The 14820-nt window shown below is 69.0% G+C and carries 12 protein-coding genes; 3 read left to right on the forward strand and 9 right to left on the reverse strand.

Going from position 1 to position 14820, the window contains the following annotated elements:
- Positions 1–15 precede the first annotated feature (15 nt).
- Entirely contained in the window at positions 16–1320 is a 1305-nt protein-coding gene (locus tag ACZ4S3_RS10730; RefSeq protein ID WP_467930101.1) for an ABC transporter substrate-binding protein, read from the reverse strand.
- Between the two features lie 436 nt (positions 1321–1756).
- Here ACZ4S3_RS10730 and ACZ4S3_RS10735 point away from each other — a divergent pair, with 436 nt between their 5' ends.
- Entirely contained in the window at positions 1757–2821 is a 1065-nt protein-coding gene (locus ACZ4S3_RS10735) for a LacI family DNA-binding transcriptional regulator (protein WP_467930106.1), read from the forward strand.
- 302 nt (positions 2822–3123) lie between these two features.
- On the opposite strand, the gene ACZ4S3_RS10740 is transcribed toward ACZ4S3_RS10735, so the two are convergent.
- The 4 genes from ACZ4S3_RS10740 to ACZ4S3_RS10755 all read right to left on the reverse strand — a co-directional run bounded on the left by ACZ4S3_RS10740 (position 3124) and on the right by ACZ4S3_RS10755 (position 6395).
- On the reverse strand, positions 3124–3720 hold the full coding sequence (locus tag ACZ4S3_RS10740; RefSeq protein WP_467930110.1) for a cysteine hydrolase family protein: 597 nt from the start codon (positions 3718–3720) through the stop codon (positions 3124–3126).
- Positions 3717–5252, reverse strand: coding sequence for an MFS transporter (locus tag ACZ4S3_RS10745; protein WP_467930115.1), 1536 nt, complete (start codon positions 5250–5252; stop codon positions 3717–3719). Before ACZ4S3_RS10745 ends, ACZ4S3_RS10740 begins: the two co-directional genes overlap by 4 nt.
- A complete protein-coding gene (locus tag ACZ4S3_RS10750) occupies positions 5249–5719 on the reverse strand; it encodes a MarR family winged helix-turn-helix transcriptional regulator (protein WP_467930119.1) in 471 nt (156 codons plus the stop codon). The genes ACZ4S3_RS10745 and ACZ4S3_RS10750 overlap by 4 nt, the downstream gene beginning before the upstream one ends.
- Before the next feature lie 82 nt (positions 5720–5801).
- Positions 5802–6395, reverse strand: coding sequence for a TetR/AcrR family transcriptional regulator (locus tag ACZ4S3_RS10755; RefSeq protein WP_467930124.1), 594 nt, complete (start codon positions 6393–6395; stop codon positions 5802–5804).
- A gap of 89 nt (positions 6396–6484) precedes the next feature.
- Between ACZ4S3_RS10755 and ACZ4S3_RS10760 the strand changes: the two genes are divergently transcribed.
- Complete coding sequence (locus tag ACZ4S3_RS10760; RefSeq protein ID WP_467931523.1) at positions 6485–7723, forward strand: NADH:flavin oxidoreductase/NADH oxidase family protein; 1239 nt, start codon at positions 6485–6487, stop codon at positions 7721–7723.
- 156 nt (positions 7724–7879) lie between these two features.
- Here the strand turns inward: ACZ4S3_RS10760 and ACZ4S3_RS10765 are convergent, their stop codons facing one another.
- Positions 7880–9379 (reverse strand): long-chain-fatty-acid--CoA ligase, encoded by a 1500-nt coding sequence (locus ACZ4S3_RS10765; RefSeq protein WP_467930128.1) that lies wholly within the window; start codon positions 9377–9379, stop codon positions 7880–7882.
- Positions 9380–9719: 340 nt separating this feature from the next.
- Here ACZ4S3_RS10765 and ACZ4S3_RS10770 point away from each other — a divergent pair, with 340 nt between their 5' ends.
- Positions 9720–10982, forward strand: coding sequence for a PucR family transcriptional regulator (locus ACZ4S3_RS10770; RefSeq protein WP_467930133.1), 1263 nt, complete (start codon positions 9720–9722; stop codon positions 10980–10982).
- Positions 10983–11031: 49 nt separating this feature from the next.
- Here the strand turns inward: ACZ4S3_RS10770 and mdlC are convergent, their stop codons facing one another.
- The 3 genes from mdlC to ACZ4S3_RS10785 all read right to left on the reverse strand — a co-directional run bounded on the left by mdlC (position 11032) and on the right by ACZ4S3_RS10785 (position 14806).
- Positions 11032–12642 (reverse strand): benzoylformate decarboxylase, encoded by a 1611-nt coding sequence (mdlC, locus tag ACZ4S3_RS10775; RefSeq protein WP_467930137.1) that lies wholly within the window; start codon positions 12640–12642, stop codon positions 11032–11034.
- Between the two features lie 103 nt (positions 12643–12745).
- Positions 12746–13525 carry a crotonase/enoyl-CoA hydratase family protein gene (locus ACZ4S3_RS10780; protein ID WP_467930141.1) on the reverse strand — a complete coding sequence of 260 codons (780 nt, stop codon included), beginning with the start codon at positions 13523–13525 and terminating at the stop codon, positions 12746–12748.
- A gap of 63 nt (positions 13526–13588) precedes the next feature.
- Entirely contained in the window at positions 13589–14806 is a 1218-nt protein-coding gene (locus tag ACZ4S3_RS10785; protein WP_467930143.1) for a CaiB/BaiF CoA transferase family protein, read from the reverse strand.
- Positions 14807–14820: the final 14 nt, after the last annotated feature.

Consider the following 14820-nt stretch of genomic DNA (forward strand, 5'->3'; position numbering starts at 1 on the left):
GTACTCCTCGTTTCCTCAGTCCGCCGCGGGCTGCTGCCGAAGGGTCTTCTGCAGGTCCTTCAGCGCCTGCGCGCTGCTCTTGCTGCCGGTCACGGCGGCATACGCTTCTCGCTGGATCGCCGCGGTGACATCGCCGTACTGGAACACCCGGGGCCGCGGCACGGCGCGCAGGACCGACTTCTTGAGGGTCGGGAGGTACGGATACTGCTTGATCAGCTTCGGGTCGTTGTAGAGCGCGTGGTAGGTCGGTGCGCCCGGTGCGCGGGACAATGTGAACCGCTGGATCTCCTGGCTCGCGTAGAACTTCATGAAGTCGATCGCGGTGGCCTTGTTCTCGGCGGAGGCCGACAGCGCCAGGTTGTGGCCGCCGAGGCTGGAGGTGCCGGGGCCGTCGAGGCCGGGCAGCGGCGCGGCGGCGAGCTTACCGGCGACCTTGCTGGAGCCGTCCTTCTTGGACGCCAGGGGATACATGTACGGCCAGTTCCTCAGGAAGATCAGCTTCCCGGCCTGGAAGGCGCGGCGGCCGTCCTCCTCCTGGTAGGTGAGGGCGTCCTTGGGGATCGTGCCGTCCCTGAAGGAGCCGACCAGGAAGTCCAGGCCCTTCTTCGCCTGAGGGCCGTCCACGTGCGGCCGGCCCTTGGCGTCGGTGACGACGCCGCCGGCGGAGTTCACGGCCTCGGCGAAGTTGACCGTCAGGCCCTCGTACTTCTGGAACTGCCCGGCGTAACAGGCCATCTCCTTCGCCTCGGGCAGCTTCTTCACCCTGGCGCAGTCCGCCTTCATGTCCGCCCAGGTGACCGGCGGCTTGGCGATACCGGCCTTCTCGAGCAGATCGGTGCGGTAGTAGAGCATCCCGCCGTCCGAACTCATCGGGACGGCGTACAGACCGCCGCGGTACGTGCCGGTCTCCACGATCGGCCTCAGCATCCGGCGCAGCGGGAAACGGTCCTGCGGCAGCCCGTCGATCCACCGGTGCGCGGCGAACTCCGAGGTCCACACGGCGTCGAGGGACAGCACCGTGTAGGCATCGGATTTTGTCTCCGCATTCTGGATCATCTGCTGACGCTGCGCGTCGGGGTCCGTCGGCAGCTGGATGAAGGTGACCTTTTCCTTCGGGTGCAGCTTGTTCCAGCGGTCGAGCACGGACTGGACGACGCCACTGGCGTCCTTGCCGGCGACGTACGTGATGGGCCCGCGCCCGTCGAAAGAGGGCTTGCCGACCGCGACGTTGCCGGCGCCGCTGCCGCCGCAGGCCGCGACGGACGCCAGCCCGGCGAGAGCCGCGCCCGCGCTCAGGGCTCTGGTGGTCCTGGTCTTCACACTGTCTCTCCTGGTCGAGTGGTAGGGAACGTCTCTCCTGGGCGAGTGCTACGAAGCGGTCTGCTGGTCACCACGGCAGTGGATGGCCGGGCGGGCGACATGGTGGGAAATGTGACGGGGCGCGAAAGAGAGCCATGAAAACACGGTGAAGGTGCCGTGATTGCGTTGCCGCCCCGCTGGGAACGACAAAACGCCAGGTCAAAGCAACAGAGGTTCGCTCCGCGTGAATGGCTTCAACCACTCCATGACAGCGCTTTCAAGCTAAGAGCCCATGTAGGCGAAGTCAATGCGTTACGTCGCGGTAATCCGCAGGTCATTTCGATGCACTCTGCAGTTTTTACAAGGGGAAACTAGTGCGCGTGCCACGCGGTGCACTGTCATGACAGCGCTGTCATTCACCGCCGTGATCATGTGCTCGCTGTGCTACCGTCCGCTCATGTCTCCAGCTCAACGGCACCCCACGATGGCCGACGTCGCCGAGCGGGCCGGGGTCTCCCCTTCCACCGTTTCCCGCACGCTGCGCGGTCTGTCGACGGTCTCGCCCGAAGTCCGTGCGCGCGTCGAGCGGGCCGCCCGCGAGCTGAACTTCGCGGTCTCCCGGCAGGCTGCCAGCCTCGTCACCGGCAAGACCGGCGTGGTGGCGGTACTCACTCCGACGCTCAATTCCTGGTTCATCGGCTCGGCCATCTCCACACTCGGGCCGCGACTGCGCGCGGCGGGCATGGACCTGCTCGTCTACGTCACCTCGGAGATGACCGAGCGCGCCGACTTCTTCGAGCGGCTGCCGGCCCGACGGAACGCCGATGCGCTGCTGGTCTTCTGCTTCGACCTCACCGAGGAGGAGACCGCGCGGCTGGACGACCTCCAGATGCCGGTGATCTACGTCAGCCAGCACGCCGAGGGCAGCCCGAGCGTGTATGTCGACGATGTGGCCGGAGCACGTCGCGGCACCCAGCATCTGCTCAATCTCGGACACCGCCGTATCGCCTTCGTCCAGTCGGTCGGCGCCAGCGGATTTGCCTTCAGCTCCAACGAACGGCTCACCGGCTACCAACAGGCGCTGACCGAGGCGGACATCCCCCTGGACGACGATCTCGTGGTCGCCGCCCCCGTCGCCGACAAGCGCAGCATCGCGGAAGCCGTCGGTGAGTTGCTCAGCCTGCGGGATGCGCCCACCGCGATCTTCGCCGAGCAGGACGAGCTCGCCGCCTCCGTCATCTGGACGCTGCGCAAGGCCCGTATCGACGTACCGGAGCGGATCTCCGTCCTCGGCTTCGACGACCACCCGATCGCCGAATGGGCCGACCTCACCACGATTGCCCAGTCCCCTGAGGACATCGGCCGCGCCGTCGGCGAACTGGCCCGATCCCTTCTCGACAACCCGGACGCCGACCCGGCGCAGCACATCGTCCTGCCCACCCGGCTGATCCCCCGGGGCAGCACGGTCCCGCTGCCAGGCGGCGGGGAGACGGGCGGCGGCGCGGGAGATTCCGGGGTCTGAATCCGACCGGGACGGGCCGCCTGCACCGCATGCTGCCGCGCCAGGTGCGGCAGTTGGGGCTGCTGGTGGTGGGCGGCGAGGGCGCGCCGTCGTCAGCGCGAGGCCCGGCCAGGACAAGGGACGCTGGTTCGCCGAGCCCGGCATGCTCCACGGCATCCGGCTGCGCAACGGACGCGCCGAGTCCCTTGCCCGCCGACCCTGGCTCATGTTCCGCCGGAACGGACGCGTCCAAAGGCTCCGGGTGGTCTTCCCTCAGCCGCAGCGGTGAGCGTGGTTCTCTTCGTCGACCTGGGGCTGCCGGGTCAGGCGGACCGCAACAGCTCGCGCAGCCCGGCGGTGTCGATGACGTGGGCCCGGGACGGGAACACCTTGTCGAGCAGTACCTGGTGGGTCTCGGGGTCGGGGTCGGCGATGCCGTCGGACAGGACGTAGACGCGGTAGTCGCGGTCGGCGGCGTCGATGAGCGTGGACAGGACGACGCCGCTGGTGCTGATCCCGGCGAGCACCAGGGTGTCGATGCCGCGGTCGCTCAACTGCTCGTGGAGATCGGTGGTGGAGCCCGCGCCGATGCGGATCTTGCGTACGACGATGTCGCCGTCCTCGGGCGTGATCCGCTCGTCGATCCGGGAGCCGGCGTCCTCGTCGTGCAGCATCTTCGCCGCGGCGACCGCGGTGAAGGTCTTGTTGGTCTCGGGGACCGCTGCCCAGTCGTCCTCGGTGAAGGCGACGCGGACGTAGCCGATGGTGCCGCCGGCGGCGCGGACGTCGGCGATGGAGCCCTTGACCCGCTCCACGAGCGCGTCGGCGCCGGGGGCGAGGGCGACGATCCCGTTCTGGAAGTCCATGGCCAGCAGGGCGGTCCGCTCGGGGGTGATCGTGGGGAGTGCGGGGGTGCTCACGCGAGATTCTCCTTGGTGGGGTTTTCACGGGGGTTGTTGCGAGGGTTCTTACGGGGGTTTTCCCTGAGGTCTTCAGTGGAGTCGGGGGTTTCGGGGGTGTGGGGGGCGTCGGTCCGGCGGCTCGTGCCGCGGTTCATCAGCCGGCGGTCGAGGACGGTCAGCAGGAGGGCCGCGAGGCCCGCCGCGACCAGCACGATGCCGAGGGTGTGCAGGCCGTGGTCGCTCGCTCCGTCGCGGAAGACCATGCTGCCGATCACGGCGGAGGTGATGGTGCCGAGGTATCCGAAGGTCCGGAACAGCCCGGAGGCGGTGCCGATCTGGTCGGGTGGCGCCGCGAGGTAGAGAGCGGTCTGGTTGCCGACCGTGGTGGCGGCGGATGTGACGCCGAAGATCAGGGAGACCAGCACGATCGCGATCGCCGGGCTGTGCGAGGTGAGCAGCATGATGCCGACAGAGCCGAGCAGCATGGTCACCGCCGAGGCGATCAGCGGTCCCCGCACCAGGTTGCGGGTGGCGAGCGGGCGCGAGAGCAGCGCGGAGACGGCGCCCATCGGCAGCAGCAGGAGTCCCGCCCCCACCGTGGAAATCCCGTGTGCGGCTTCCATCCACTGGGTCATGCCGTACATCACGGAGTAGACGCCGAGCAGGGTGAGGGCCTGGCGCAGGTAGGTGCGGGCGAGGGCCCCGTTGGCGGCCAGGCCGCGGAAGTCGAAGAACGGCGTGGTCTTCCGTAGCTCCCACCCGACCGTGGGCACGGCGGCCAGGACGAAGACGGCGAGAGCGATCCACTCGACGCGGGGGAGGCCCATCAGGAAGATGACCAGCGCGGTCATCGACGCGGCGAAGCCGAGGATGCCGGGCAGGTCGATCCGGTCGGCGACCTTACGGAAACCGCTGTGTCCGTGGTCCGGCACGGGGTCCTTGGGCAGCCAGCGCATGGCCATCGCCATCGCGATCGCGGTGACCGGGATGTTGATCAGGAAGGCCCAGCGCCAGCCCGCGGCGCCCACCAGCAGCCCGCCGATCGGCGGTCCGACGGCGGCGGTGGCCATGCCCGCGATCGCGATGCCGCCGAGCACCCCGCCCGGCGGAGCGTCCATGCCGGCCTCCTCAGCGCGGCGCCGGATCAGCACCATCGCGCAGGGGAAGGCGGCCGAGGTGCCGATGCCGACCAGGACCCGGGCGACGGTCAGCATCGCCAGGTTCTGGCCGAGGCCGCCGACCAGGCCGCCGAGCAGCACCAGCACGATGCCGGAGAGGAAGATCCGGCGTGCGCCGAGCACCTCCGCCAGCTTGCCCGCAGTGGGCTGTGCGATGGCGCTGGCCAGGTAGAGCGAGGAGACCAGCATGGCGGTGCTGCCCACCGAGACGTGCAGCTCGGTGGCGATGGGCACCAGGGCGGTCGCGATGATGGAGCTGTTGACCGGATTGAGACTGGAGCCCACGTAGAGCGGGGTCGTGAACGTCCACGCGAAGGGCTTGTGCGCGAGACCGCGTGCCGCAACGTCGGCCCGGGTGGTGTCGGCTTTCATATGCCGCCGTCGCTCAGATCGGCCGCAGCCAGGCGCTCCAGCAGCTCGATGGCCTTCTCCAGGTCCTCGCGCTCGTCCGGCGCGACCACCTGGTCGATGGCCCGCGCCAGGAAGGACGCGCGGCCCGCGAGCAGCTTCTCGACCAGCTCGGTCGCGGAGGGATTGGCGCGCATCAGCTTCTTGCGGCCGTCCTGCGGATCGGGCTCGCTGCCGACCAGCCCGGCGGCCTTGAGCACCGCCAGGCTCTGCGCGATGGACTGCGCGCTCACGTGCTCCAGCGCGGCGAGCCGGGCCGCGGTGACGGGGCCCTCCCGCACCACGCCGGCCAGCACGGAGAGCTGCGTGGCGGTCAGCCCGGTCGCGTGCTGCCCGGATTCCGTGCGCAGTCGCGCGCGCAGCCGCTTGATCGCCTGGTTGAGGCGCTGCGCGGCGGCGACGGACTGCTGCGGCCTGGAATTCGTGTTCATGGCCTCACGATAGAACTACACAAGTAACTTTGCCAAGTTACTTGTGTAGTTTTTCCGTGACGGCGGTGCGGGTGAGGCGGTCTCAGCGGCCTCCCGTGCCTGAAGCGGCCAGCAGTGCGTGGATGGTCGCGTGCACCTGATCGGCGATCACGTCGGGTGTGGAGGCGTCGAGTTTGCCGTCGAGATAGAGGAACGCCAGGCCGTGAACGAGCGCCCAGACCGCGGTCGACAGGGCGTCGGCGGCACTGACGTCGGGGAAGGCGCGCCGGACGAGGGTGGTGACGTACTCGGAGACGGCGGCCGTCGCGGCGGCCCGTTCATCGTTGTCGGGGTCACAGGGTTCCGCGAACATCGCCCGGAACAGCGCCGGGTGTTCGAGGGCGAACCGGACATAGGCGACGGCGACGGCAGCCAGGTCGGCGGGTGTCGAGGGGGACGGGTGCGCCGCGGTCAGGTATCCGGCGAGGTCGCGGTAGCCCTCTGCTGCGACTGCGGAGACGAGTGCGTCGCGGTCGGCGTAGTGGCGGTAGGGCGCGGTGGGGGAGACGCCCGCCCGCCGTGCCACCGCCCGCAGTGAGAGCCCCGCGCTGCCGCCCTCCTCCAGCAGTTCCCGGGCCGCGCGCAGGCACGCGGCGCGCAGGTCGCCGTGATGGTAGGGGCCGCTCGATTTCGGCATGGTGCACCCTCGTGAAGTTGACGCTGCTTACATTGCCGCCCTAATGTGAGCGGTGCATACATCGTATCGGGTGAAGTGGAGGTGCCGTGGTGTCGAGCGCGCTGTTCTCGCCGTTGTCGCTGCGTTCCGGGGCGGTTCTGGGCAACCGGATCGCGAAGGCGGCCATGGAGGAAGGGATGGCCGGTGTCGGGCAGCTGCCGGACGAGCGGTCGCTGTCGCTGTACCGGCGCTGGGGCGCGGGCGGCGCGGGGCTGCTGATCACCGGCAACGTCATGGTGCACGCCGAGGCCCTGACCGGGCCCGGCGGCCTGGTGCTCGACGACGCCGCGCCGCTGGAGCCGTTCGTCCAGTGGGCGAAGGCCGGCAAGGCAGCCGGCGCGGCGATGTGGATGCAGATCAACCACCCGGGCCGCCAGGTGCAGGCCGACATGCCCGGCGTCGTATGGGGGCCGTCGGCGGTAGGCGTCGAACTGGGCAGGCACAGCAGGCGGTTCGGCCGGCCGACCGCCATGACGCCGGAGCAGATCGAGGCCACCGTGGAACGGTTCGCGGTCACTGCGGCGCGCGCCGAGCAGGCGGGATTTGACGGCGTGGAGGTGCACGCAGCCCACGGCTACCTGCTCTCGCAGTTTCTGTCCCCGCTGGTCAACCGGCGCACCGATGCCTGGGGAGGGTCACTGGAGAACCGGGCCCGGATACTCCTTGACGTCGTGCGCGCGGTCCGCGCCGCGGTGTCGCCGTCGTTCGCGGTCGCCGTGAAGCTCAACTCGGCCGACTTCCAGCGCGGCGGGTTCGACGTCGACGACGCGCGGCGCGTGATCGCGATGCTCGAACCGCTCGGCGTCGACCTGGTGGAGCTCTCGGGCGGCAGCTACGAGAGCCCGGCCATGTCCGGTCGCCCTGGTGACGCGCGTACCCAGGCCCGCGAAGCCTACTTTCTGGACATGGCGACGGACCTGGTCGCCACCAGCCCGCTCCCGCTGATGCTCACGGGCGGCATCACACGGCAGGAGACCGCCGAGAAGGTCCTCGCCGGCGGGGTCGCGCTCATCGGCATCGGCACCGCCCTCGCCGTCACGCCGGACCTGCCCGACCGCTGGCGGCAAGGCCGGGAAGCGGACGGGCAGTTGCGGCCGGTGACCTGGTCGGACAAGATCCTCGCCTCGGCAGCCGGCATGGCGCTGGTCCGCCACCAGATCCGCCGGATCGCCCGCGGAGCGGAACCCGCGCTCGGCACCCGACCGGCCTGCGCGCTGGTGACCGACCAACTCGTACAGCGGCGCGCGCTGCGCCGTTACCGTTCGTGGCTGCCCGTGCCGCGGCCATGAGCCGAACCTCCACGCAGTCCTCGCCGCCGGGCGTCCGGCGTTCGAAATCGCCCGCGGCCCAGGCGAAGGCTGCGGTGAGGTAGGCGGCGATGGCCTCGTCGTCGCCACGCATCTCCGGGCGTCAGGAAGATCGCAGACCCTGCCGGCCCGGTCGCCTCATCGCCTGTCCGGCTCGGCCGGCGGGACGATCGCCCTCTTGAGGATCTTGCCGGTGGGTCCCTTTGGCAGCGCGTCCGTGATCCACACCTTCCGCGGATACTTGTAGGCGGCGACCTGACGCTTGACGTACTCACGCAGTTCCTCGGCTGTCGTTCGGGCGCCCGGCTTGAGGACGACCGCCGCACCGACCTCCTCGCCGAGATCGGGGTTGGGGAGGCCGATGACCGCGGCGTCGGCGACCGCAGGGTGCTCGTACAGCACATCTTCGACTTCGCGGGGGTACACGTTGTACCCGCCCCGAATGATCACGTCCTTCGTCCGTCCGACGATCCAGAAGTATCCGTCCTGGTCGACCCGGCCGAGGTCGCCGGTGTAGAACCAGCCGTCCCGGATCGCGGCGGCGGTCTCCTCGGGGCGTTGCCAATACCGCTTCATCACGTTGTGCCCGCGGATCGCGATCTCGCCGGTTTCCCCGTGCGGTACCTCCGTGCCGTTGTCGACCACCCGCATCTCGACGCCCCGGATCGGGGTGCCGACCGAACCGGGCCTGGGTCCGGCCCGCAGGGTGTTGAACGAGGCGACGGGTGAGGTCTCCGACAGTCCGTACCCTTCGAGCACCACGCAGTCGAAAGCGGCCTGGAAGTCGTGCAGCACCTGGACCGGCATCGCGGCGCCGCCGGAGAGGGACACGCGGAGCCGGGGGCGGTCGTAGGCGTCTCGGTCGGGCTGCCGCACCAGCCTGCTGAACACCGTCGGCACCCCGGCGAAGACGGTCACCCCGTGCTCGCCGAGGATTCCCAGCGCCTTCGCCGCGTCGAAGCGCGGCAGCAGCGTGAGGCACGCGCCGGAGGCGACGGCGGCGTTGAGGGTGCAGGACTGTCCGAACGCGTGGAACAGTGGCAGCCCACCGAAGATCACGTCGTCGGCGGTGAGCTGGAGCAGCTCGGTGGCCACGATGTCGCAGTTGCGGGTGAGGTTGGCGTGGGTCAGTTCGGCACCCTTCGGCCGGCCGGTCGTTCCCGAGGTGTAGAGGATCACCGCGGTGTCGTCCTCGTGCCGGTCGGCCAGGTCCTCGATGAGCGGGGCGGACACCAGCAGCTCGTCGAATGCGTCGGGACCGACAACGACCACCTCGGCCTCGGCCTGCTGTGCACCGGCACCCGCCTCGTCGGCGAAGGCGTGCCAGGCGAACAGGAGCCGGGCGCCTGAGTTGTCGAGGTAGTAGGCGACCTCGCGGGACTTGAGCAGGGGATTCATCGGGACGACGATGCCGCCGGCCCGGAGTACGCCGAAGTAAGCGAGGGCGAACTCGGGCACGTTGGGCAGCATGATCGCGACGCGGTCGCCGGGCTGCACGCCACGGTTGTGGAGCAGTCCGGCCATGCGGGCACTGCCCTGGTCGAGCATGCGATAGGACACGGCGGCGTCCTCGAGACGGAGCGCGGCGCGATCCGGATGAGTCCGAGCGCTGCTCACCAAGTGGGATGCGAGGTTCATGTCAGCTCCTCTCCTCGAATTTCTGGGTCTTTCGGCCACGCAGCCCAGCGGGATCGGTAGGAATGCCGGTATCGCCCTCGCCCTCGACGGGATGGGGCAGATCTTGTTCTGCCCGGACAGGCCGGTCGATCCCCGCAGGCCGAACGCCGGACGGTTCCGTCCGCTGGAAGAGGCTATGCCTGGACCGTACGAAAGCCACTGGGCGCGCACTACGACCCTCGGGTGGGAATTGGTGCCGATGGACCAATCCGCCGGCGGTCATCGCACAGGCCGGCCGGAGTCCGGCCTATCGCATCCCGGGGAAGTGGGTGGATCATGAACCACTCTGTAAGCTTGAAATATGGCTGCGGAGCATCCCGAGGCCGCGAAGCAACTGTCCGTGGTTGCGGAGAACGTGGGGTCACACATCACGGAGGTCAGCCGCGACGTAGGTGCGTACGTTATTGCCGAGATCCCGGAGCTCAGGGGCGACGTAACCGTCATTAAAATCCTGAAGGCGAGCATCGCGGAAAATGTTGCCACGTTGCTGCACATTTTCGAGAACGACATAACTCTGGACAAGATCGAGGCGCCTGCGGCTGCTCTTGAGTACGCCAGGAGGCTGGCTCAGCGGGGTATCCCCCTCAGCGCGATGGTCAGGGCCTACAGGATCGGCCACTGGCGTTTTCTGCAGTGGTGTCTGAGCGAACTCAACCGACAGGACGCCGACGAGGAGCTCGCCACCGCGACCAACCGGCGCATGCTGCAGGTGAGCTTCGGTTACATCGACCGGGTATCCGAGCAGGTCATCGTGGTCTACCAGCAGGAACGCGATCACTGGCTGCTCAGCCAGACCGCGGCGCGCGCCGCGCGCGTGCGAGACATCCTCGCCGAGAAGGACGTCGACCTCAACTGGGCTGAACCAGCCCTTGGTTACCGGCTCCGGCAGCATCACCTCGGGCTCGTAGCCTGGTTGCCCACACTGACGGGTGGGGGTGAGGGACTTGCTCGACTCCACCGGATCATCAACGAGATCGCCCAGAAGCTGGGCTGTCCTGCCAGGCCGTTGCTCGTCCCCCGAGATGCCATTGTGTCCTGGGCCTGGCTGCCGCTCGGCTCGCACTGCGACGTCTCCTGGAAACAGGTGTCGAATGTCGTCGAGCAGAGCGATCCCTCCGTGCGCATGTGCGCCGGATGCGTGGGCTACGGAATCGAGGGATTCCGCTCCACGCACCGGCAGGCACTGCGCACGCAGGAACTTGCGGCATTGGCCAATCCAGCACCCCAGTTCACAAACTTCTCCCATGTCGGCCCCATCGCCCTGATGGCCACGAACATCGACGACATGCGTGCTTGGGTGTGGGGCATCCTGGGTCCGTTGGCCGTCGATGACGAGAACTCCGCACGGCTTCGGGAGACCGCGCATATCTTCCTGGACAACGGCTGCAGTTATACGGCTACCGCCAGCGCTCAAATTCTGCACAAGAACACCGTGCAGTACCGCATCCGGAAAGCCGAGGAAATCATGGGACACCCCGTCCAGAAAGGGCACACCGATCTGGAAGTCGCGCTGCGCGCCGTTCAGTACCTCGGCTCGACCCTCCTTCGCACCTGCCCCGAATAAGGCACGGTGCGAACAAGGCACGGTGCGAACAAGGCACTGCAACACGGTCTTACAACATGGCTTTCTGAGGCTGTGTGGGGACCACGATGACCGTGGTGGTGCCGGCGGTCAGCGCCGTCTTGAACTCCCGCTCCAGATCCTCGGCGGTTGCCACGTCGACCGCACGGCATCCGAAGCCGCGGGCCACGGAGGCGATGTCGAGCCCCGGCAGGTCGAGTCCCGGAACGCCTGGCGTTTCCTCGAGTACCGCGAACGACTTGAGGATGGAGTACTCCTGGTTCCGCATGACCACGTACACGATCGGGAGGCTGTGCTGCGCCGCCGTCCAGATGGCCTGCACGGAGTACTGGAAGGAGCCGTCGCCGATCAGGCCGACCACCGGCCGGTCGACGCCGCTGTCCCGGTCGCCGAGCGCGACTCCCACCGCTGCCGGGGTGCCCCAGCCGATGCCCCCACTGGCCGTGGCGAAGAACGAGCCGGACCTGACCGTCGGAAGCCACTCGACCTGCTGGGCCATGGTGGACGTCGATTCGTTGACGATGGCCGCGTCGGGCGGCCTGACCCTGCTGAGGGCGGCGTACACCTCCGGCGGGGTGAGGGGGCTGCTCGGCACCCGTGGAAGCTCACGGGGCCGCGCCATCGGCTCGGGCATGGCGCGTGCGGATCCCTTCTCGACCATGTCCAGGAGCAGCTCGATCGCCGTCTTGGGATCGCCGATGAGGCTGTCGCCCACGCGTGCCGCCGCGGCCGCATCGGGGTCCGCGGTGATCTGCAGCAGTTCGGTGCCTGCGGGCAGGTAGTCGCCGGGCACGTAGGGGTAGTACCGGAACACCTCCGCGCCGATCACGACCACCAGGTCGTGCCCGGTCAGCCGGTCGCCGACGGTCTTCACGGACATCCCGAGCGGGCCGCGGAAGAGGGGGTGGTCCTCCGGGAAGGAGGCGCGGTCGAGCAGCGGGGAGCCGTAGACGGAAGCGCGCAGCTTCTCCGCCAGAGCCACGGCCCCGTCCCATCCGCCGGCGCGATCCACATCCGGCCCGAAGACCAGTGCGGGACGCCGGCTCGCGGAGATGCGATCGGCGAAACCGCGCAGCCGTTCCGCATCGGGAGCGACCCGGGCACTCACCGTCCGCACCCGCGCGAAGGCGGACAGCGGCTCGTTCCAGTCATCCATGTGAAGGGACAGATGGACCGGTCCTGCCGGAGGCTGCAGCGCGACCGCATAGGCCCGCATGAACGCCTCCGGTACGTCCTGGGCGCGGGCCGGCTCGTAGGACCACTTCACCCACGGCTTCAGCAGCGTGGTGGCCTCCCGGTTGCCCAGATATGGCTCCCCGATCACCAGTTCACGGTGCTGCTGTCCCGAGGTGACGATCAAGGGAGTGTTCCCGTGGTAGGCCGCGATCAGGCTTCCCATGGCGTTGCCCGGACCGGCCGCGGAGTGCAGGTTGACCAGTGCCGGGCGCTGCGTGACCTGCGCGAAGGCGTCGGCCATCGCCAGGACGGAGGCCTCCTGCAGCGCCAGTACGTAGGTGAAGTCCGCCGGGAAATCCTGCAGAAACGTCTGCTCGGTGGAGCCGGGATTGCCGAAGACCGTGGTGAGGCGCAGAGTCCGCAGCAGATCGTAGGTCACGCTTCGGACGGTGGACTGCTCGGTCATCGTTGGTCACCCTTCCTTGCGGTGCGAAGGCGGCTGTGCCTGGGCGGGGCCCGCAAGCACCTGCCGGGTGGGGACGGCAAGCACCTGCCGGGCGGGGCCGGCGTCAGCGGCCCTGCCATTGCGGTGAGCGCCTTTCCGCGAAGGCATGGGCGCCCTCCTGCGCATCGTGGGATGCCAGAACCGGTGCGGCGATCCGGTCCTGCTCGACGAAGGCGTCCTGGTCGCTGAACGCTCGCCGCTCGTTGACGACGCGTTTGACGGCCGCCACGGCCAGGGGCGCGTTGTGCGCGATGCTGGTGCCCAGTTCCAGGGCTCGCTGCAGGGCCTGGCCCGGTTCCGTGAGGTAGTTGACCAGGCCGAATCGCTCGGCGCGCTCGGCGGGCAACGGCTCGCCGGTGAGCAGAAGCTCCAGGGCGATATTGCGCGGGATGCGCTCGGGCAGGCGCACCATGCCTCCTTCGGGCGGCACGATGCCGTAGTGGACCTCGGTCTGGCCGAAGGTGGCGTTCCGCGCGGCCACGATCATGTCGCAGGCGAGCGCCATCTCGGTTCCGCCACCGAGCGCATAGCCCTCGACGGCGGCGATCAGCGGGGTCTTGATCTGGGCGCGGGTGATCCCCGCGAAGCCCCGTCCTTCGACGATGGGCTTGTCGCCGGCCGCGAAGGCCTTGAGGTCCATGCCGGCGCTGAAGACGCCGCCGGCACCGGTGAGGATGCCGACCAGGAGGTCGTCGCGGGCCTCGAGGTGGTCGACGGCGGCGGCCAGGGCTCGGGCGGTGGCCCCGTCGACGGCGTTGCGGGCCTTCGGCCGGTCGATCGTGATCACGAAGATGCCGTCCTTCTCCTCAGTCCGTACGGTCGGCGGGTCCGTGGCCGTGGTCATGATGGTGTTTCCCTTCTTCTCTCGCGCTTCTCTCGTCTTCTCTCGCGCGGCTGGGCTGTGGCGTCAGTCGATGGCTTCGGCCTTGCGCAGCTCCTCGATTCCGGCGGCGTCGAAGCCGAGGTCGCGGAGCACGGACTCGGTGTGTTCGCCCAGGTCGGGGGCCGGGCCCGGACGGACCTTCGGTTCCTGGTCCAGTCGGACGGGGCTGTCGATGGTCAGGTGCGGGTCATCGCTGCCGTCGTCGATCGGCACGAACACCCGGTTGGCGAGGAGCTGGGGGTCCTGAGCGCACTCTTCGAGTGTCTGGACGATTCCGTACGTGAGGCCCGCGGCGTCGAGCAGCTCGCGCCACTCGGCCAGGGAGCGAGTCGCGAACGTCTTGTCCAGCAGGGCGGCGATCTCGGCCGCGTGGGCGTGGCGGCTCGGGGTGTCGGCATAGCGCGGGTTCTCCGCCGCCTCGGGATGACCGATGGCCTTGAGGAAGGGCGGGACCTGCTTGTCCTCGTTGGCGAAGCCGAGGACGATCCAGCGGTCGTCGGCCGTGCGGTATGTGCTCGCCAGCGCGTTGGGCGGGTCGGTCCGGTCGATGGGTCGGGGGGGATTCGCCCCGACCAGTACGGCTTGCAGCCACATGCTCGCCGCCCAGGCGCCTTCGGAGAGCAGCGAGGCCGTGACCCGTGCGCCCTGGCCGGTCTTCTCCCGCCGGTACAGCGCGGTCATGATCCCGGCGAACAGGGTGATCGCCGTGGAGTGATCGCCCGATCCGAACGCGTTCATGGCCGGCGGCACGTCCCTTTGGCGTGTGAGGTCCATCAGGCCACTGCGCGCCCAGTACGCCGTCACGTCGAAGCCGGGCAGATGCGCATCCGGACCTACCTCGCCGAAGCCGGTGACATCGGCGTAGACCAGCCGGGGATTGAGGGGGGCCAGAGCGTCGTATTCCAGGCCCAGCTTCTCGCGCGTCCGCGGCGGGAAGTTGGTCACCAGCACATCGGCCCACCGCACCAGACTCTCGAGCACGGGCCGGGCGCCGGGCGACTTGAGGTTGAGCGCAATGCTGCGCTTGTTGCGGTTGTCCAGCTGCCAGGGGTAGTTGACCCCTTCGACATGGGGGTTGGGAGGGACGCGGCTGAGCGAACGGTACGCGTCGCCCATGCGCGGCGGTTCCACCTTGACGACGTCGGCGCCGAAGTCACCGAGGACGGTGGCCGCGGCGGGCCCGGCGATGAAGCTCGCGAGATCGACGACGTGCAGTCCTTCCAGGAGGGGCGTGTTGCTCATGACTACTCCTTGTC

The organism is Streptomyces sp. NPDC028368, from assembly GCF_055565615.1.